Genomic DNA, 21,140 nt, shown 5'->3' on the forward strand with positions numbered 1-21,140 from the left:
AAGAGTAAGATTAGCTCTTAGGTTTAAAATAAACGTTGGCTAGTTTCAGCTTCTTAAAGAAAGATAGCCTCCACTATAATTATTTGTTGACGTATGATTTGTTTAGTTTTCAAAGTGCAATAACAACGGATATTTCGCATTAACGAAATGCCATTTCTCAACTCTCCCAAGAAGGGAAATTTCTTTGCATCGCCCGTAAGCGACTTTTTTAATATAACACATCAATAATTCTTCGTCAACAACTTTTTAAAAACTTTTTTCGTTCTTGCTAAGTTGTTATCAGCGACGTTTATTAATATATCAAGATAGCAATACGAAGTCAATACTCTTTTCGCAAATTATTTAAATGCTTTTTGTTGAGCGAATATACGTTAAGCATTCCTTAGAAGGAGCCACTCGCTTAAACAGAGCAAACAATATTTTATATCTTTCTTCCATCGCTCTTTTAACAATATGATCTATACGCTCGTCTTCTAAGTCAAAAAGAATCTCATCCATTTCTCTCTTAATTAAATACTGAATTTCCTTTACTTCCTTATCATTCATCATCATCCCTAACACTTTAACCACTCCTATATGCTTAATGGTTATTGTAGTGTTATCCATTTTTATTATTTTTATGAGTAGTTAACATATTTTTCTTAGCATTGCATAACTATGAGACAAGGAGTGTATTGGACGAGGTGATGGAAATTGAACTTTTTTTTCGTACTAAATGGCAAAACCATTAAACAATTAACCCTAATTATTATCGCAGCCTTTTTTACAGCATGGTTTTTGTATCTAGAAAGTTATATTCATATTCCTACTTTCTCAGATAAAAATGAACCAAAGGCCATTTACAAAGGTGAGAAGAATCTTGCCTTAACGTTTAATATCGGCTGGGGAGATGAGAAGGCTGAGCCTATACTTGATATTTTAAAAAGAGAGGAGATAGCAACAGCTACCTTTTTTCTATCAGGAGCATGGGCTGAGAGACACCCTGATTTAGTCGAACGAATTGTAAAAGATGGCTATGAAATCGGATTATTAGGATACAATTATGTCGATTATACAAATGTCGAGGAAGAAGAAGTTCGCAAGGATTTAGCTACAGCCCTAGAAGCATTTAAAAAATTAAATATCAAAAATATTAAGCTTGCTCGTGCTCCCACTGGACATTTTGACCAAAAAACATTAAAGATAGCTGAACGTCTCGGCTTAACTTTTGTCCATTGGAGTGTAGATTCTAAAGACTGGACGAATCCAGGAGTTGAGGTCATTGTAAAAAATGTCTCGAAGGCGAAAAAAGGAGATATTATCCTTATGCACGCTTCCGATTCTGCTAAACAAACCGCTGATGCGATTCCTTCTATAATGAAGGAACTTCGAAAAAAGGGACTCAAGTTTGTAAACGTATCTGAAATGATTGTCAATGCTGATTCCAAAACAAAAGAGATTAAATAAGTATATGGACCGAGACAATTTTCAAAAAAAGAAAATTGCTTTACCAGTGGAAGCAAACAGAAATCGCAAATCCTGGACAGGACCATATCGACATTCAAACTTCTAAGCACTTCAAGAAAAGAAGCCTTACGCAGGCTTCTTTTCTTGTGCAGATTTTTGATTTAATTTATGAAGTATGAGCATTTGGTAGCCGTTGCATAATAACAGAGGGTATAGCATTAAGTACAGCCACCCTTCCTCATTCACACGCAAAACGGGCATCCATTCAATAACGGTAACAACAATCATAAAAAAGACGGCCGGAATAAAAGCCTCCTTATTGGTTTGCTTCGCTTTAAAAAAGGCAACAACTAGTGCGACAATTAAAATGAATGCAGGGTCCCATAGATAAGAAGTAACACTACCACCAAAGGCTCTATGACGGAAATAAACTAAATCAAATAAAACAAATAAAATGAGTACAACCTGAACAGCATTCCATAGTCTTACTGATTTAAAAATTCCCAACCCAAAGCGGTGTACAGTTAAGTAAGCAAAAAAGCCCATTTGGCTAATTAAACTAAAAATCAAACCTACTCCGATAAACCAAAACAGCGTCGACAAAATTTTCAGAATATCAAAATCCGTAAAATAGGATTGAAACTCATCCCAACGAACAATAAATCCTATTATCCCTGTTGCAAACCCACCGAGCAACAGCGTGGACATAAACAATTGAACAACATAACGGCTTTTCACGTTTGTTTTCCTCCAAGTTCTAGATTCCCCTCTAGATTGTACCAACCAAAGTTTGAAAAATCTAGGCATTCGGATCAAACGCATAAAAATTGTTAAAATTCTTCATGATAAAGAATAAGTGGGCTTATTTGTTCATCACTAATCGATTTACAACAATAGACCTATTTCAGCATTTAGTGAAAGGAGCTTTTGTTATGAGGAATAAAACGGTTTTGCTCCTCATCGGTTTACTTGTTATTGCAATCACTGGTTGTGCTCAAACAGAGGCAGGCAGCAAAGAACTTGATTACGAGGAAACAAAGAAAATGGTCGTAGATATTTTGAAAACAGATGATGGAAAGAAAGCTCTCCAAGAAGTTATGGGCGATGATGGAATGAAGGAGAAGCTTGTCATGGATCAGGCAGTTGTTTCAACCACTATTCAAGAAACACTTACATCTGAAAAAGGGGCAGAGTTTTGGAAAAAGCAATTTGAGGATCCTAAATTTGCAGAAGCCTTTGCTAAAGGTATGCAATCAGAGCACGAAAAGCTAATCAAGAGTCTTATGAAGGATCCTGAATACCAAGGAATGATGATTGAGCTCCTTAAAGATCCAGAGTTAACAAAAGAAGTCACAGCCTTAATGAAGAGCAAGGAGTACCGGGAGCATCTCCAAAAAGTTATGACAGAAACCTTCGAAAGTCCTCTTTACAAGGCAAAAATTGAAGACATATTGTTGAAGGCCGCCACGGAAAAAGGAAGTGGAGAAGGGGAAAAGAAAGAAGAAGAATAATTCCTAAAGAGGATGTCCCATTGCAAAATGGAACATCCTCTTTGATTATTATTTTTCTAATTTCGAAATGACTTTTTGCGCAATATCTAAATATATTTTTCCAATCTTATGATCTTCTTGGTAGACTGACGGAGCAAAATCATCCTCGTTCCAATCTGGCTGACCTAATGGCAGCTGACCTAACACCTCTGTTCTAAGCTCATCTGCAAGCTTCTCTCCGCCACCTTGACCAAAAACATATTCCTTTTCTCCTGTTAATTGACTTTCAAAATAGGCCATATTTTCAACAACCCCGAGAATTTCATGCTCGGTTTTCAAAGCCATTGCTCCAGCACGGGCTGCAACAAAAGCTGCTGTTGGATGCGGTGTTGTTACGATCAATTCTTTGCAGGATGGAAGCATAGAGTGAACATCTAAAGCTACATCACCTGTTCCCGGAGGGAGATCGAGAAGTAAGTAGTCGAGTTCGCCCCACTCCACCTCATTGAAGAAGCTGTTCAACATTTTACCTAGCATTGGTCCACGCCAGATAATCGGAGCGTTATCTTCAACAAAGAAGCCCATCGAAATGACTTGTACGCCGTAGCGTTCCACTGGAATAATCTTTTCTCCACGTACGGCTGGTCGCTCTGTAATTCCCATCATATCAGGTACGCTAAATCCATAAATATCCGCATCCACAAGACCGACCTTTTTGCCGAGTCGGGCTAACGAAATAGCCAGGTTGACTGATACAGTTGATTTACCAACTCCGCCCTTACCACTCGCAATGGCAATAAAAGTCGTATTGCTTTTTAATAAACCCTCGGATTCATCTTCAGCGGTACGGTGCTGTGCCAATACTTCCTCCGGAAGCTGGGAAAAGCGAATTCCAACCGTCTCAGCTCCACCTTGTTTTAGCAAGCGAACAACTTCTTGCTGAAGCTGTAGCTGTTCAGCGGTACCTGTTTTAGCAATCGCTATTTTTACACTGACGTGGTTTTTTTCTGCCTTTACTTTCACTTCTTCGATTGCATTCAATTCTTTTAACGTTTTATGTAAGAAAGGTTCCTTTATTCCGTTAAGAATCTCAACAACGTTTGCTTCTGATAACATGTATGACACCCTTTCTTGAATTCGTTTCCAATCATAGTATAACATAAACGGGTCGCCTGTCTGTTAATTCGATCACACCCTTTTTGGACAAGCCAAAAAGAAGGCTTCTAACGCCTTCCTATTCGCTCTCCTCCAGCTCATCCTCTTTCGAGTAGTAGCGCAATATGCCTTTATAAACAGACGCGGCTATTTGTTCTTGATAGTCTTCCTGCATAAGTCTTTCACGCTCCGCCGGGTTAGACAAAAATCCCACTTCAACAAGCACACCAGGTTTTTTCGCATATTTTAAAATATACACTTGATTAATCGGCTTTGCCTTTCTCGTCGTGTTTTCTAAATTATGACGAAGTTCATCTTGAATAAATTTTGCCGCCCGAGCATTTTCAGAAATTTGACTAGCATAAAAAGTTTGCGCGCCACTCCACCTTGGAGAAGGAATTGCATTCAAATGAATACTGACGTAAAAATCCGCTTCCGATTCATTGATCATCTCTAGTCTTCGCTTCAAATCCTCTGTTTTTCTGCGACTAAGACCCTTTGTTTCTTCATCTGCCAGATCAATATCTTCTTCCCTTGTCATCATCACTAAAGCACCCTGTTGCTGCAAATAATCTCTTAATTTAAAGGCAATCGTTAATGCGATATCCTTTTCTAGTGCTTCACTGTCGCCAGCACCTCCATCGGGACCGCCGTGGCCAGGATCTAATAAAATAATCTCTCCAGATAAAGGAAGGTTCCACGGCTTAATTGAGTTATCATTTCGAAAGTCGTATTGTAAAATGAAAATTAAGAGGGTAAGCCCTACAAGAAATGCAGCAATTTTTATCTTCCTTCTATTCATTCCCATAACCAACCCTTCCTGCTCGTCCTTTTCATTTCAATATATGGGACAAGAAGAAGGATTAGAACAAATAATCTTTGCTCTTTTCATCCCCCTAGTGAAGCCTTAGCTTATGTCTCCTTTCTCCCTTGCGAAAGCCTTCCATCCACCAACTATCCACATACTGCTCACATACATAATAGAGGGATTCGCTGTAAATTCCTTCCATCCCTTTCCCCCAATAAAGCAAGAAATTATATAATGTATCAATAAGATGTTTTTCTTCTTTTCTGCATCTATTCTTAACGCTCTCCAGCGATTCGCCATAATAACCGAAACGGCTAAAATAAGCCCCTAATAAATACGCTTCTATCGCCACATCATAACAAGCCTCTTCAATTCCGGCTTGCAAAATAAGACTGGACGTTAAATCAGACGAACCGAAAAATTGGTTCACACGTTCTTTTAACGTCTTAAGCGAGATTTCTCTTAAAACAGATCTTTCATATTTCATCTGTTTCTCTCTTCTTTTTTCATTTAAGGTTGTCACCAAATTCACGGATTACTCACCCCTTTTGCATAGTCTTTATCGACTTCAAAAGAGAAATACCAAAACGTCGCTTGATTCCGATTGCCAATTTTTAATCTGAATGGAAAGAAGAGCAACGATTCAAATTAACAGGAATAGCAATGGTCTTCATCAAACAGATTGATGGAGCCTTTAAGGAAATCAAGAAACGATTAAAAAAATTAATTCAAATATGCTGTACCCCCAGAATTAAAGATATGGCAGTTAATCGACCTCCTTATGCCTTTGATATGTTAAAAGAAAAACAACTCCTAACGCTGTTTAGGCTTAAGCCCCTTTTCTGCCAACATCCAATAAACGAGATGATTGGCTAAGTCATGATTGCCACTTTTTTGTAAATTTCAGCTTGACCTCAAAGCTAAAATGAACCGAAATCAACATGAAAAAACAAATACAGCGATCATCCTTAGATGAACGCTGTAAGCGATTTCTAACTTAAGCAACTTCTTTTTTCGAAAGCTCGACTAAATCTGATTGTGGTATTTTAAATAATTGGCTCCATTTTCGTATAGCAGTTATGATAATGACCACACCAAGTACAAGCATGACAATCGAGATGATTCCATTCAGCACATTATACCCCGGGTTTGCTGAATTTAAATAGACATTTTTAACCATCCAATACCCTGCCACATTCACTGTTATATATAGATAAGCAAGTGGTACAAGACATGTCAGCATATACCAGCGCTTTTCAGCGACCTTCAATACAACTGTTGCCCCAACAACAAGACCGATAGAAGCCATCAATTGATTTGAAACCCCGAACAATGCCCATACCGAACTAATGTCCCCTGAGTAAAGAAGATAACCCCAGACAAAACAAGCCAGAGCACTTGCAAAAATATTGGCTCCTAATGAATCCGTGCGTTTTAACGGTTTAAAGAAGTTTCCAAAGAAATCCTGTATAAGATAGCGTGCAACCCTTGTTCCAGAATCTATGGCGGTTAGGATAAACACAGCTTCAAATAGGATAACAAACTGATAGAAGTAAGAGGCCATCTTTTCAAAGATGGGAATTTCCGTGAAGATATATGTCATTCCTACAGCAAGCGTAACCGCTCCACCTGTTCTACCTTCAAGATCCATTCCTACCTCTTCTTCAAGGGTTCTTAAATGTACCGTCTCCATTCCTAATGTCTCAAATTTTTCAGGTGTTGAATTGATGGCAAAGTAGTCTCCTGGTTGGAGAGAAACCGCAGCAATTAAAGCCATGATCCCTACTAAACATTCGACGAGCATGGCTCCGAACGCTACTCCCTTGGCATCACTCCAACGATTGACCATTTTTGGAGTTGTGCCAGATCCAACGAATGCATGGAAACCGGAAATCGCCCCACAGGCAATGGTAATTGATACAAATGGCCACACCGGACCCGCTATAACCGGTCCACCACCATTAATAAATTCTGTAAATGCAGGAAACTGAACATCTGGATTGACGATAAATACTCCAACAATTAAAGCTGCAAAAACACCAATTTTCATAAAAGTACTCAAGTAATCACGTGGTGCAAGTAATAACCAAACTGGAAGCGCAGCAGCAAAAAAGGCATAAATAGGTAAAATAATAGCTAGTGTACTCTTTTCAAGGGTCAGCAGATCACCTAAAGCTGTTCCTTGAATATTGGGTCCCCAGATAATCGCAGCCATAATTAATCCGAAACCAACGATAGTAGCAGCCTTTAAATTTCCTGTTTTTTTATGGTATAATCCAACTCCCATAGCAATGGGAATGGTGATTCCGACTGCAAAGGTTCCCCATGGATTTCTTTCTAACGCGCTCAATACAACCAGTGACAAACCTGCCATGGTAATTGTGATGATAAACAACATCGCTAACCCTGCACAAAAGCCTGCTACAGGGCCAAGCTCTTCTCTTGCAACCTCTGATAGCGACTTTCCATCTCTACGCATAGAAGCAAATAACACAACTAAATCGTGCACCGCTCCACCAATTACAGCTCCGACAAGCAACCACACTAATCCTGGCAAATAACCGAATTGTGCCGCCAAAATCGGACCTACTAAAGGGCCCGCCGCCGCAATAGCCGCAAAGTGATGGCCAAATGTTACCCACTTGTTTGTAGGTACATAATCTTTACCATCCTCCAATTTATGAGCTGGTGTCGGCTTTGAATCGTCTAATTTTAATACTTTTGCCGCCATAAAGGTACCATATAAGCGATAAGCAATTAAAAGAATACATATCCCCGCAACTACAATTGTAACTGCATTCATACAATGACCCCCTTCACATTCTGTTATACATCAACAATAGTACACGATGTAAAGGCTTTCATGGCATTTTCAGGATAAATTGCAGAAATGGGCGGCTGAATTACCAACATGAACCGATGAATTACAAATAATAAAACGAAAAATTCAGAAACCTATCTTTCGCTTTAAATCTTTCACATAAGTTCTACTCACAGGAACGGTCGAACCATCTTTCAATCTTAAGTTATAAGTAGAATTAAACCATGGCTCTATTTCAACGATATGGTCCATGTGAACAATAAAGCTGCGATGAACACGAATAAACGCTGTGTTATTCAATTTTTTTTCTAATACAACTAGCGGCTCGCTTACCTTATACTCATTCTCTATCGTTTTAATAGTGCTTTTTCCCTCGGATGAATGCAAAAATAAAATATCATCATGGTGTAGTAAAACGATTCTTTCGTCCACAAGAATCACCAGCTTATCATTATTCTGTTTAATAAGCTTTGAAGCATCAGGCGTTTCTTGCCCTCTATACCTTAGGTTACTAATTTTCTCCAATGTTCTCTGAAGGCGATTTTCATCAAAAGGCTTTAAAATATAATCAACTGCATTTGATTCAAATGCTTGTAACGCATATTCATCATAAGCTGTTGCAAAGACTATAGCTGGCGGTGGATTCAAAAACTCCAAATGTTGAGCTAAACTTAAACCATTCTCAGAATCAAGCTCGATATCGATAAATATTAAGTCTGGCTTAAGAGAGGTAATTTCCATCAACGCTACATCTATACCATCACCTTCGCCAATAACTTCTACTTCCTTGCTACGATTTAATAAATATTTTAATTCATCCCTAGCTAAGGGTTCATCATCCACAATATAGGCTTTCAGCATTTTTCTCGAAAACTCCCTTTTCATCAAGTGGAATAGAAATCATAATTGTTGTCCCATCCCCTGCTTGACTTTTAATTTGCATACTTGCTTGACCGCTATAAATCCCATTTAGCCTTTCACTAATATTGAAAAGGGCAGTCCCATTCCCTTTTTTTGACTTTACGACTTGTTTACCTAAAAGTTCAATTTTCTCTTTAGGCACCCCCTGGCCATCATCTGACACCATGATTTGCAATTGTCCATCTACCGTTTTAATTTGAACAGAAATATGCCCCTCCTTTTTGCTATGCGGAAAACCATAGTGAATAGCATTCTCAACGAGAGGCTGTAAGGTAAATGGTGGTAGCAAAACGGTCTCTAAATTAGGTTCTACTGAAAAATCAATCATAAATTTATTTGGAAAACGACTCTGCTCCAAAGCGATATAGGCTTTAACATTTTCTAACTCTTTTTCAAGGGGAATGAGCATTTGCCTTGCTCCTTGAAGATTGCCACGAAAGAAAGAACTGAGCTCTAATAATAATTTACGTGCTTTATTGACATCTGTACGGCAAAGCGCAGAAATAGTGTTTATGCTATTAAATAGGAAGTGGGGATGAACCTGGGCCTGTAAAGCTTTAATTTCGGCATCCTTTAGTAGTTCTGCTTGCTTCTCTGCCTGAGCTAATTCTAATTGTGTAGAAAATAAGTTAGCTAGTCCTTCTGCCAATTGCTGCTCTACTTGGTCAAGCTTTTCTTGGGACGCATAGTACATTTTTAACGTTCCGACTGTTTTCCCTTTTACCTTTAAAGGTAAAACGATGGCTGCCTCTAGAGGGCACTCATCATGCAAACATGCAATTTCCCTTTTTGATCTTGCAATAGAGATTTTCCCACCCTCCAGAACTCTACGCGTTAAGTCCGTTTCCGGTTTCCCACCTGGAATATGGTGGTCCGAAGCTTTTCCCAAGTGTGCCAAAACAAGTTTGTCATCAGTTATGGCTACAGCATCCGAATCCGTCAGTTTTAAAATAATTTCTGCAATTTCTGTGCAGGAATGAATATTTAACCCTTGACGAAAAAATGGCAGTGTTTGATCGGCAATAAGAAAGGCCCTGTTCGTTTGACTCGCACGCGTCCGTTCCTCATCTCGCTTAATAAATTGAATAATAAATAAAAATAGCATCATTCCAAAACCATTGACTAAAATCATCGGAAAAGCAATTAACTCAACAACATTCCAAGCTTGCTCAAAAGGTTTGGCGGTCAAAAGAATGATTAGCATCTGTACAGCCTCTAAAAACATCCCCACAAAAACCGCAAATGGGGTATCAATCTTTTTCCCCTGCTTTTTTCTCTTGTAGCCTAAGTATCCAGAGATCATTCCTGCTAAAATTGTTGAAAGCGAGCAAGAGAAAGCGGTAAATCCCCCAAGTGAATATCGATGTATGCCTGCAATGAGGCCGGCACCCAAACCCACCAATGGACCACCTAAAAGCCCACCAATTACCGTCCCCATTACTCTTGTATTTGCCAATGCATTATCCGCCTCTAATTCTGCCAGCCAGGCTGCTCTCTCAATCGTATCAGGATGAATGACAATCCCAGTATAATTACTCAGTATTCCAAAGCCTCCAAATAACATAATCAATATTAATTTCTCATTGGGATTGTTCTGATATTGAACAATTTGACGAAAAGATTTCATTTGTGAAAGCAGAAAAGCTACAATTACAATAATACCGACCTTTTCCAACATTATAGGGACTAAATTTATCATCCTTATCCAACCTTTATCCTCATCTAACCTCATTATAAAGATTTTTTAAGATTAAAAAAGACCTGAAGTTTTAGAATTATATTATCGCTTAAAGCTAGATGTAGATACAATCATTAACAGGTGAGCCACAACAAACGAAATTTATCAATTTCTAGACCGTTAAAAAGCCGTCGAGATAAATCTCGACGGCAAAAGTAAATTTATTTTTTCAATTCCTCATATTGTGCAACAATCTCTTTTGTCAATTCATTTGTTGATTCCAAGCCAGATACTTCCTGCAAAACATAGTCTATACCGTGTTTTTGAAGCATAGCTTGAAGCTTAACTGCATCTTCATCTCCACTGAAATCGAACATTAATGCAGCAGCAATCGCCTTTGCTAAATTAGTATATGATAGACCAGCCTTTTGCGCCTGTACTGCTGGTCGAACTAATCGATCCTCATGCCCTAATTTTCGAAGTGGTGAACGTCCCACTCTTGTAACACCATCATTTAAATGAGCATTTTCGAAACGACCAATAATTTTATCAATATATTTCTGATGCACATCCGCATCTAACCGGTATTCATTAATTAAATAGGCGCCCGTTTCACCAAGGGTTGCTTTTACTTGCTTATAAATTTCTTCATCAGCCAATGTTTGATCGATTGTTTCTTTACCCGCCAAATATCCAAAATAAGCAATTACCGCATGCCCCGTGTTTACAGTAAACAGCTTTCTCTCGATGAACGGAGCTAGCTCAGGAACAATCGTCATCCCTTCAATTCGAGGGATTTCCTCCTTTGTTTCCACTACCCATTCATAGTAAGGTTCAACAAGAACATCAAGGGAACCTTCATTATTTTGAATTGGCACAATCCGATCGACAGCTGAATTCAAAAATGAAACTTGTGCAAGTACCTTCTCTTGTGCCTTCTGATCAAGATGCTCCATAATATAACCTTTTAACAAGTCCGTTGCTGAAATTTGATTCTCACAAGCAATGACGTACAGTCTTTCCTTGTTTTCCTCCACTCTAGCTGCCAACCCTTTTGCAATTAAAGGGGCAATTCTCGGGAGGATACTGGGACCAATCGCAGTCGTTAAATAGACGGCATCTTTTATGGCAGCAATCACTTCTTGTTCCTGCTTTAGATTATTTAAACCTGAGACATTGTCAATCTTCAGCGATTCCTTTGTATCTGTGGCAAGCACCACGCGGTATTCTTTCTTCTCATTCAGTTGGTCGATAATTTGGTCTGCAATGTCGACAAAGATAACCTCGTATCCTGATTGAGAAAAAAGAGCGCCGATGAACCCTCTCCCTATATTCCCTGCTCCAAAATGTACTGCTTTTCTCATCTGAATCATCCCTTTATTTCATGATTTTAAAATTGGTTTCAATATACTTCACAAGGATCGATTTCAACTTGTTATATATCAAATCCTCATTTGCCGAAGAAAAAATAAGCAGCGACTCATCTGTTTCGATGATACTCGTACTAATCAGACTTAATATCTCCTGTTCTCTCAAGCTTAATTCCGCAGGAGCAAGCATGAGAATCAAGTTCTTCATTAACACATCATTGCCGTCCATCCCCTTTACAAGACACGGATTCGGGAGGTGAGTGATTTGAAAAATAAGCTGATGGACATGCTTGTTCCTTGCATGAAAGAGGGCAATATTCGTTTGCGGAATTCCAAGTCCGCCTAGAGTCTCGCGCTCTCTTAAAGATTTAAGGACGTCTGTCCGGTTCTCAAGCAAGGATTCCTCTTCGGCCTTTTGCAACATCGCTTCCAAAATTTCCTCTTGACTTTCCCATCGTTCTCTCCGATAAAAGCGAAAATGATTTGCTATCGCCTCAACACTTTGTTGAACATCCTTCAAGTCTTGCAACATATCGTTTAAATCCAAATTTTCTTCATAAACTTTTGGAAAGTGATCCACTTCAGCATACTGCTTACCTGTTGTTAGCGAGGCAATATGATTTTGTAAAAACGACTTAATAGTGGCAATATTGGCCTCTGTTAACAGCGGATTCACCAGTGTGTACTCAACATTTATAAAAGGCAAACGAACAGTAGAAATAATCATGTCATAGGATTTTAAATCCACCTGACTCTTTATATCTTTAATAGACATGATTTCAATCTGATTGATTTCGCTTATTTCTTTTTTTATGCGACTGGCCAGCATCTTTGATGTTCCAATTCCAGTAGGACAAATAACCAATGCTTTAATGATTAAATGCTCTTCACGCATGACAAGCGCTGAACCAAAATGCAAAACCATGAAGGCAATCTCATCTTCGGGGAAATAATCAATTTCTTGAAACTCTCGTTCAACACTGTTTTTTACCGCCATAAAGAGAACTGGATACTTCTTTTTAATTTCTTCTTTTAGCGGATTAAAGGTCTCCATCTTTTGTTTTATCCGAAACAAGGAAGGGCCCATATGAGCGAGCAATCCCTGAAACAGAGAAAAATCCTGTGTCAAATCTACATGTAATTGATTGGAAACGGATTGGATCACATTTTTTATTTTCTGGGCAAAAATGATGCTGTCATTCGGAACAGCATCAGAAGCCCGGAGCTTTGATCCCTTGAGAATAAGAGCTAAATAAAATATATCTTCCTTTGATACCTCTACATCAAATGTCTCTTCCAATTTTCTCACAATCTGTTCCATCAATTCGTATTCTGCCGCAACCTCACTTTCAGTTAAGCTTACTTCCTCGTCCATAAGGTTGTCAGCATCAATTCTCTGTAAAGTAATATAGATATGGAGAAGCATTTCCAAAAACCCGCTGTCAGCTAATCGTTCAGGAGCACTATGAAAGGCTTCCGTAACAAGAATGTTCACTTCTTGTAAATAGTCTGGCGTAAAATAAAATAATATTTTTTCTTCGTGAAGTGCATCCTGCTCTAAGAGAAATAACTTCTCTATCAACTCATCATGGAAGTTTTGCATAAAAAAGTAAGCGAGCGCTCTGCGCTTGTTTGCTTCATTGCCATCTAACTCAACGCCCACGCCTCTTTTCCTCGTAAGCTTTAACTGAAAATAACTAAGCCAAGCCGTGAGCTCATCTAAATAAACAGCTAAAGTAGCTGTGCTAACACCAAGATAATTTGCTAACAGCTGAGTCTTATACATATCCTCATTCAAGATTGCCAACAAGAGGCGCAACTTCCGTTCCTGTGGTGTTTCATCAATCGGATCACTAGAGGTTAAATGTTGAACAAGGCGAAAGATCTGTTCGTTTTTTCCTTCAATTACTAGTCCTTCGTTCTTGTTGCGCGACAATTTCAGATCATAATGTGCTAAGATCTTCTCCACTGTCTTCAAATCTCGTTGAATCGTCCTAGCACTTACATGAAGAGAGGAGGAAATCGATAAAGCTGTGTGCTTTCCTGATGTTTTAATAATCAGTTCAATGATCGCTTTTTCCCTCGAAGTAATGTGCATAGCCATCAACTCGTTCCTGATAAAATAGCAAAAACACTAAATAGAAAAGCGCCAGCGATACGCTTTTCTATTCAGTAAGCATTTATTTCTTCCCAATAATATCAATAATCTCTTGAGCCGTTTTTGCCTCAACCATTTTTTCAATATTCTCCATATCAGAGCATGTTACAGCTATTCCAGAAAGAATTTCAAGATGCGTTCCATCCTTTCCAGCAATACCAAAAATCAAACGAACTTTTTGACCATCAAAATCAATACCTTCCGGCACTTGTATAACGGTAAATCCAGATTTAAGCACCGCTTTTTTTCCAGCCTCTGTTCCATGCGGAATCGCAACATCATTGCCCATATAAGTTGAAGTCATTTGCTCACGCTCAATCATTGCCTCGATATAGCTTTCTTCAGCATATCCTGCATTGACTAGCGCTTTTCCTGCAAAACGAATAGCCTCTTCCTTGTTGGCAAACTTTTGATTTAAAAAGACATTTTCCGGAAGGAGCAAACCTTCAAACTTCCCTGCTTCAGACTGATTTTCAGTTCCAGCATCCTCTGCATCATCAACGATTTCATGAAGTTCCGAATTGGCTGGAAATTGTAATTTACTTATCAACTTATCGTATTCTGGGCTTGATAAAAAATTATCCACTGAAATATGGTAAGCATTCGGCACTTTGTTTCGTGCTCTTGGCGTTAATTCCTCCTGCGTAATAACAACCTGGGCATCTGCAGGAAGATTGCTGATCGATGTATTGGTTACCGTTACATCCATGCCTGCCTCTTTCACTTTTTTACGAAGAAGAGATGCGCCCATTGCACTTGAACCCATTCCAGCATCACAAGCAAAAATAATTTTAGTCACATGATCCGGCATTGCTCCTTGACTTCCTGCAAATGCATTGGCAACAGAGCTTTTCTTGCCTTTCATTTCCTGCATTTTTTGAGCGGCTGCTTCAATATCATCTTCGTTTTGTTTTCCTGTTTTTAAAATAAAAGAGGAAGCAAGGAATGATACAACCGCAGCCACAATAACACCTGCAAAGTTAGCCAAATAGGCACTTGCATGATGTGGTGTTACCGCAGTAATTGCAAAAATACTTCCCGGCGAAGACGGAGCAAATAATCCACCATTAAGTAGAACTAATGTGAAGACGCCGCTCATCCCACCTAGAATAACAGCCACAATCAGAAGGGGACGCATTAAAATATACGGGAAATAAATTTCATGAATTCCTCCGAAGAAATGGATGACTCCTGCACCTGGAGCAGACCTTTTCGCAGCACCCTTTCCAAAAAACATATACGCAAGTAGAACACCGATACCAGGACCAGGATTTGCTTCTAATAAGAAGAGAATCGACTGTCCTGTTTCTTTTACCTGTTCAATCCCAATTGGTGAAAGGACACCATGGTTAATAGCATTGTTTAAGAATAATACTTTTGCTGGTTCAATAAGGATACTTGTTAACGGCAGTAATCCTGTACCAACCATCCAGTCAACTCCAGCTATAAGCATGTTCGTAAACGTATTAATAACTGGACCCACACCTAAGAAAGAAAGAATAGCAATAATAGCTCCTAAAATACCAGCAGAGAAGTTATTCACTAACATTTCAAACCCTGCACGGATCTTTCCTTCAATCATTTGGTCAAACTTCTTGATGACCCACCCACCAAGTGGACCAATAACCATTGCCCCTAGGAACATCGGGATTTCTGCACCGGCGATTACTCCCATTGTTGCGATCGCACCAACAACTGCCCCGCGTTGATCATATACAAGTTTACCACCTGTATATCCGATTAAAATCGGTAGTAAGTAAGTCACCATTGGACCGACCATAGTAGCTAATTCTTCATTTGGCCATAAGCCATCTGGTATAAATAACGCTGTAATCAAACCCCATGCGATGAATGCAGAGATGTTCGGCATCACCATCGAGCTAAGAAAATTACCGAACTTCTGTACAGCAACCTTAATATTAGACTGAGACATTTTCATCTCCCCTTTATAGTTCGTTCATGATCATCCTATCTTAGAATGACAGCGTTATCAACAAAGTCAAAATCTAGATTTGTCGCATGAACTAAGACAAAAGTAATGTATCTCACGTACGCATATTATTAACTGATTTTGGATGATACGAACTCAAAAAAAGATAGGAGAGCCTTTCTTGAGACTCACTTTACTTTTGCAACTCCGATGGCATAATGCTTAAATAGAATATTTTCGACAATTTCTGCTTTTTCTTCTTCACAATCCACAATGACAATGACTTCCGAATGATATCCTTTCAACTGTCTCCGTTTCTTTTTTAAAATGATCTCCGTAAACAGACGAATGGCAAAGCCCACCAAAAACCCAACAGCTGCTCCGATTAATCCCCAGTAAATCGGTCCCCATGCTAGCTTAAAGCCAATGCTCGCTCCAATAACAGCAAACGCTGTTGATAGCGCTGCGCCAATATCAATCAAAGATGTTCCATCAGAGCGGTTAATTGTATCGAATACCTTATGTTCCTCTTTTCGATTATCAAGGGGAACGACAAAGATATGTTCTTTTTTAATCCCCTTTTTCTCCAAAGTGGCAATAGCCAGTTCAATATAAGTGGTATGTTCAAATGTAGAAAATAGCTGCATATTCTAGTTCACCTTTTGCCCTTTTAATACTTTAAAAGTTGGAGATTGATAATTCTTTTTTAAAAACAACCGCTGTTCCTGATCAAACAATTTATTATTTTCTACCGTATTACTATATGAATCATAAACAGAGAAGCCGTAAAGCGAGGGAAAGAATAAAAACCATTCGGGATTTATCACACTTGTTGCTTCTGCAATTTCTCCTAAAAACAATAGTGAAATCGCTTCGAGACCTCGAGATTGATAAAAGAAAACTACGACCCAAATAATCACAAAAAAAGCTGTCGTAATTCTATGCAAATATAGCTGTCCCAGTCCCGGAATAAAAAGTGACCATATAATAGACATAGCCGGATTTCTTCTATCCAAATAATTAATTTCAAGAGCCCCTATACTAAAAGAATTAAACTGGTGATTTTCACGCTCCGCTAATATATACACTTTGTTCATGTCGATCGTTGTGCGATAACTATCCCAGATTCCAAATATATAAACGGGAATATAAATTAAGAGCCACCTCGTATCTAAAATATCTTTCGCCTTATCAATTTCACCTTGGAAGGAATAGATCATGGCAAAATTGAGATTACATTTTATATTAACGACGACTTCCCAGATAAACAGCACGAAGCCACGAAGATATTTTGATAATAGGAGGTGGCCAAACCCTGGGAAGGCAGCGCTTCACCATGCGATAATGTAGGGGTTTCGACGATGAACTTGAGTGGTCCCAAGAATGCTGACATGTGCTTGATATCTTCTTGCTGTATTATCATTTGTAAAATTGTTCATTTTTTCACCCAATGAATTCTTTTTTCTTAGCATTGCTTTTGTCTTGCGTCTTTATGCAAAGGAGACTTCTGTCAACAATGAACCTTCGGGCCCATTTTCACAAATCACACTACTTGTACGCTGGGGCATACTGAGATTTCCGACGTAAAGCCTAAACTTATCAGCGCATAAGCAGACGCACCTTCAGAACAGTTCCTGCGAAAAAAGGATCGAAGGAATCATGGTACAGGCGTTGCGAAAGAAGATACACAGTGATCTACGACTCTTAAACCACAAAAAACGGCTCTCAACCTAAATAGATTGAGAACCGCTCCTGTATATTTTTACGATACATGCTCAAATTGACTATTATATAGTTCAAAGTAGAAGCCTTTTTTCTTAAGCAGCTCATCATGGTTTCCACTTTCGATAATGTCCCCATCTTTCATCACCATAATCAAATCTGCATTTTTAATTGTAGAGAGCCGGTGAGCAATGACAAAGGATGTCTTTCCAACCATAAGCTTATCCATAGCCTTCTGGATTAATGCCTCTGTTCTCGTATCGACAGAGCTTGTCGCCTCGTCCAAGATCAGCAATGGCGCATTTTCAACCATCGCACGGGCAATGGTGATCAGCTGTTTTTGCCCTGAAGAGAGATTGGCCTTATCATCCAAAACGGTATCATAGCCCTGCGGTAATGTTTGAACAAAATGGTGGAGGCCAACTGCTTTACAAGCCTCCTCCACTTGTTCGTCTGTAACATAGTCCTTGGAATATTTAATATTCTCACGAATCGTTCCTTCAAAGAGCCACGTATCCTGCAGAACCATACAGAAAAGATTATGAATATTATCCCTTGTCAGCTTGCTGATCGGAACTCCATCAATTAAAATTTCTCCATCGTTTACCTCATAAAACCGCATCAGTAAATTTACGAGAGTTGTCTTTCCTGCTCCTGTAGGACCTACAATGGCCACCTTCTGTCCAGCTTTAATGGTTGCTGTAAAATTGTTAATAACGATTTTATCTTCACTATAACCAAATCGAACATTTCGAAACTCGACATCCCCTTTAGCTGTCTTGAGCTTCTCTTTTTTATCACTCTCATCTGCCAGCTCCTCTTCACGAAGAAATTCAAATACCCGTTCACTTGCAGCAGCAGTTGACTGTAAGCTCGTCGCTACCTGGGCAAGCTGAGAGAGCGGCTGAGTAAAGAGGCGAATGTAAATCATAAATGCAACAATGACACCAAATGAAATTGTACCGTTATGAACTAACAGCGCTCCCACAATACAAACCACCACATATCCGAAATTTCCGATAAACATCATGAGCGGCATCATAAGTCCGGACATAAACTGTGATTTCCATGCACTATCGTACAGCCTTGTATTGATATCGTGAAAAATCTTTTTTGCTTCCTTCTCTCCATTGTATACCTTGACGACATCATGGCCAGCATGCGTTTCCTCGATATGTCCATTCAACTTCCCTAATTCCTTTTGTTGTTGAATAAAATGCCGTTGCGATTTTGAAATAATCAACGACATAAAACCGAAGCCAACGATCGTCGATAACACTGCTGATAGAGCCATGATCCAGTTCGTATAAATCATCATCACGAGCGATCCTAAAAACATCGTTACAGAAGTAACTAGCATCCCCAAGCTCTGATTCATCGTCTGGGCAATTAAATCAATATCGTTGGTGACACGGCTCAGAATATCACCATAGCTGGTTTTATCGAAGTATTTTAACGGCAGTCGATTAATCTTCGTTGAGATGTCCGCTCTCAATCTCTTTGTCACCCTTTGCGTAACGGTTGCCATAATAAATCCTTGTATATAATTAAATAAAAATCCTAAACCGTATAAAATCGCAAGAATAACAGCCAAATGGACAATGGCATCGAGATCCATTTCTGCCATGAGTCCCTCACCAATTAAATCCGTCATTTGACTGAGAAAATCCGGTCCTACGATATTAAAGATTGCTCCGGTCATCCCAAGAATTAACGCTAAAAGGATAATGGCTAAATACTTCCTACAGTAGCCGATTAGCTGCTTCATCGCTTTTTTTATATTTGTTGGTCTCGCTCCAGAAGCTCCCATCGGTTTCTCCTTTTTTCCTTGAGGAGGCATCTTTTCATCGTTTGTCACTTCTTTATTAGCCAACTTCAAGCTCCTCCTTCGTCAGTTGAGAATAGGCAATTTCTTGATAAACACTACAGGTTTGCATCAGTTCCTCATGTGTTCCGCTTCCAGCCACTTTTCCTTGATCGAGTACAATGATGCGATCGGCATCCTTAATCGTCCCGATTCTCTGGGCAACAATCAACATTGTCGCATTCTGTATTTCCTTTTTCAATGCATTTCGCAGTACCCGATCTGTTTTATAATCGAGTGCTGAAAAAGAATCATCAAATAGATAAATTTCAGGTCGTCTCGCTATCGCTCTGGCAATCGACAGCCTTTGCTTTTGCCCACCGGAAAAATTTGTCCCTCCTTGAGAAACGCTTGCTTCATACTGTCCTTCCATTTTTTCTACAAATTCTTGACCTTGGGCAATTTCAATTGCTTTTTTCACCATTTCTTCATCTGGAATATCCTCGCCATTATCACCATAGGCGATATTAGATAAAACCGTACCGCTAAATAACACCGCTCTTTGCGAGACATATCCTAACTTATTATGGAGCGCCTCTTGAGAATACTCCTTAACATTGATCCCATCGATTAATACTTCACCGTCTGAAGCATCGTAGAAACGGGGAATCAGGTTAACGAGCGTGCTTTTTCCACTTCCTGTTGAGCCAATGAAAGCAACCGTTTCTCCGGGGTGCGCTTTAAAACTAATGTTTTGCAAAATGTAATCTGCTGCATCAGGGTACTTAAAACTGACGTTCTTAAATTCAACTTCCCCTGCGAGCCCCTCCTTGCCTGCTGTTAAATTTCCATCAAGGATCTTTGCCTCAGTATCCAATACCTCGTTAATCCGCTTGGCCGATACAGATGCTCTTGGCAGCATAAAGAACACAATTGAAAGAAGCATAAACGCCATAATCACTTGCATCGCATAAGAAGAAAATACAACCATATCAGAGAATAGTGATAGCCGATCAACGGCCGCAGCATTATATATGAGATATGCACCAATCCAATAAATGGATAAGCTGATTCCTGACATAATTAAACCCATACTGGGCTGCATTAAGGCCATCAAACGAGTTGTAAACAAATTGGTTTTCGTCAAATCTTCATTTGCCTTTTCAAATTTTGCTTCCTGATAGCCTTCTGCGTTGTAGGCTCGCACAACGCGAATTCCTGTTAGGTTTTCTCTTGTTACTCGATTCAAATTATCTGTCAGCCCTTGAATAATTTTAAACTTCGGCATCGCAATAAAAATCACGATCGACAGCAACAAAATTAAAAAGGCTACGGCTAGCCCAGTAGCAGCTGTCCATTGCCAGCTCTTACCCATAATTTTTGCAATTGCCCAAACAGCTAAAATCGGAGCTTTCACAATTGCCTGCAGCCCCATCGCAATCAATAATTGAATCTGTGTAATATCATTGGTGGAACGAGTAATTAAACTTGCCGTTGAAAATCCGTTTATCTCTTCCATGGAAAAGGACATCGTCTTTTCAAACACCTTTGCGCGTAACCGAACGGAAAATCCCGCTGCCACTTTTGCAGCGAAGTAACCGACTATGATAGCCGCGCCCATACTGCCAACCGCACATAAAAGCATATAGCTCCCTTGGAGTAATATATCGCTCATTTGACTTCCTTCTGTTTGCACAAGCATCGTAATTTCATACATATAATCAGGCAGCTTTAAATCGAGCCAAACTTGCATCACAATGAATACTAAACAGCCAAGTATGAGTAACGAATCTTTTTTCTCCAGATGTTTTAAGATTTTTACCATATTCTAATCCCC

Annotated in this window: 16 protein-coding genes and 1 pseudogene; 2 read left to right on the forward strand and 15 right to left on the reverse strand. The window is 39.2% G+C overall.

Annotated elements, in window-relative coordinates:
• Positions 1 to 342: 342 nt before the first annotated feature.
• Positions 343 to 561, reverse strand: coding sequence for a hypothetical protein (locus FCJ93_RS17920; protein WP_095313849.1), 219 nt, complete (start codon positions 559 to 561; stop codon positions 343 to 345).
• 132 nt (positions 562 to 693) lie between these two features.
• Between FCJ93_RS17920 and pdaB the strand changes: the two genes are divergently transcribed.
• The gene (pdaB, locus tag FCJ93_RS17925) at positions 694 to 1,446 is read left to right on the forward strand and encodes a polysaccharide deacetylase family sporulation protein PdaB (protein WP_095313847.1); all 753 of its coding nucleotides are present in this window, start codon (positions 694 to 696) and stop codon (positions 1,444 to 1,446) included.
• 126 nt (positions 1,447 to 1,572) lie between these two features.
• Here pdaB and FCJ93_RS17930 read toward each other — a convergent pair whose 3' ends face one another.
• Complete coding sequence (locus FCJ93_RS17930; RefSeq protein ID WP_095313845.1) at positions 1,573 to 2,184, reverse strand: KinB-signaling pathway activation protein; 612 nt, start codon at positions 2,182 to 2,184, stop codon at positions 1,573 to 1,575.
• 194 nt (positions 2,185 to 2,378) lie between these two features.
• Here FCJ93_RS17930 and gerD point away from each other — a divergent pair, with 194 nt between their 5' ends.
• Positions 2,379 to 2,957 carry a spore germination lipoprotein GerD gene (gene gerD, locus FCJ93_RS17935; RefSeq protein WP_095313843.1) on the forward strand — a complete coding sequence of 193 codons (579 nt, stop codon included), beginning with the start codon at positions 2,379 to 2,381 and terminating at the stop codon, positions 2,955 to 2,957.
• A 48-nt stretch (positions 2,958 to 3,005) separates the two neighbouring features.
• Here gerD and FCJ93_RS17940 read toward each other — a convergent pair whose 3' ends face one another.
• The 13 genes and pseudogenes from FCJ93_RS17940 to FCJ93_RS18000 form a co-directional block, all read right to left on the reverse strand.
• On the reverse strand, positions 3,006 to 4,052 hold the full coding sequence (locus FCJ93_RS17940; protein WP_095313841.1) for an Mrp/NBP35 family ATP-binding protein: 1,047 nt from the start codon (positions 4,050 to 4,052) through the stop codon (positions 3,006 to 3,008).
• A 118-nt stretch (positions 4,053 to 4,170) separates the two neighbouring features.
• Complete coding sequence (gene cwlD / locus FCJ93_RS17945; protein WP_095313857.1) at positions 4,171 to 4,893, reverse strand: N-acetylmuramoyl-L-alanine amidase CwlD; 723 nt, start codon at positions 4,891 to 4,893, stop codon at positions 4,171 to 4,173.
• Positions 4,894 to 4,987: 94 nt separating this feature from the next.
• Positions 4,988 to 5,431: a YbaK family protein gene (locus tag FCJ93_RS17950; protein ID WP_095313837.1), complete on the reverse strand. Its 444-nt coding sequence runs from the start codon at positions 5,429 to 5,431 to the stop codon at positions 4,988 to 4,990.
• A 465-nt stretch (positions 5,432 to 5,896) separates the two neighbouring features.
• Complete coding sequence (locus FCJ93_RS17955) at positions 5,897 to 7,702, reverse strand: carbon starvation CstA family protein (RefSeq protein ID WP_095313827.1); 1,806 nt, start codon at positions 7,700 to 7,702, stop codon at positions 5,897 to 5,899.
• 144 nt (positions 7,703 to 7,846) lie between these two features.
• Positions 7,847 to 8,581, reverse strand: a complete 735-nt coding sequence (locus tag FCJ93_RS17960; RefSeq protein ID WP_095313823.1) for a LytR/AlgR family response regulator transcription factor — start codon at positions 8,579 to 8,581, stop codon at positions 7,847 to 7,849.
• Positions 8,556 to 10,340, reverse strand: coding sequence for a sensor histidine kinase (locus FCJ93_RS17965; protein ID WP_137744318.1), 1,785 nt, complete (start codon positions 10,338 to 10,340; stop codon positions 8,556 to 8,558). Before FCJ93_RS17965 ends, FCJ93_RS17960 begins: the two co-directional genes overlap by 26 nt.
• 200 nt (positions 10,341 to 10,540) lie before the next feature.
• The gene (locus FCJ93_RS17970; RefSeq protein WP_095313817.1) at positions 10,541 to 11,683 is read right to left on the reverse strand and encodes a mannitol-1-phosphate 5-dehydrogenase; all 1,143 of its coding nucleotides are present in this window, start codon (positions 11,681 to 11,683) and stop codon (positions 10,541 to 10,543) included.
• A gap of 13 nt (positions 11,684 to 11,696) precedes the next feature.
• On the reverse strand, positions 11,697 to 13,793 hold the full coding sequence (locus FCJ93_RS17975; RefSeq protein WP_321177981.1) for a BglG family transcription antiterminator: 2,097 nt from the start codon (positions 13,791 to 13,793) through the stop codon (positions 11,697 to 11,699).
• Between the two features lie 76 nt (positions 13,794 to 13,869).
• Positions 13,870 to 15,780, reverse strand: coding sequence for a PTS mannitol transporter subunit IICBA (locus FCJ93_RS17980; RefSeq protein ID WP_095313815.1), 1,911 nt, complete (start codon positions 15,778 to 15,780; stop codon positions 13,870 to 13,872).
• A gap of 185 nt (positions 15,781 to 15,965) precedes the next feature.
• Complete coding sequence (locus FCJ93_RS17985) at positions 15,966 to 16,424, reverse strand: inorganic phosphate transporter (protein ID WP_095313813.1); 459 nt, start codon at positions 16,422 to 16,424, stop codon at positions 15,966 to 15,968.
• Positions 16,425 to 16,427: 3 nt separating this feature from the next.
• Positions 16,428 to 17,216 (reverse strand): annotated as a pseudogene (locus tag FCJ93_RS17990) (hypothetical protein).
• 323 nt (positions 17,217 to 17,539) lie between these two features.
• A complete protein-coding gene (locus tag FCJ93_RS17995) occupies positions 17,540 to 19,339 on the reverse strand; it encodes an ABC transporter ATP-binding protein (protein WP_137744337.1) in 1,800 nt (599 codons plus the stop codon).
• A 25-nt stretch (positions 19,340 to 19,364) separates the two neighbouring features.
• Positions 19,365 to 21,128 (reverse strand): ABC transporter ATP-binding protein, encoded by a 1,764-nt coding sequence (locus tag FCJ93_RS18000; protein WP_137744319.1) that lies wholly within the window; start codon positions 21,126 to 21,128, stop codon positions 19,365 to 19,367.
• Between the last annotated feature and the right edge of the window lie 12 nt (positions 21,129 to 21,140).

This window comes from Robertmurraya siralis, from assembly GCF_005502275.1.
Classification (GTDB): Bacteria; Bacillota; Bacilli; order Bacillales; family Cytobacillaceae; genus Robertmurraya; species Robertmurraya siralis.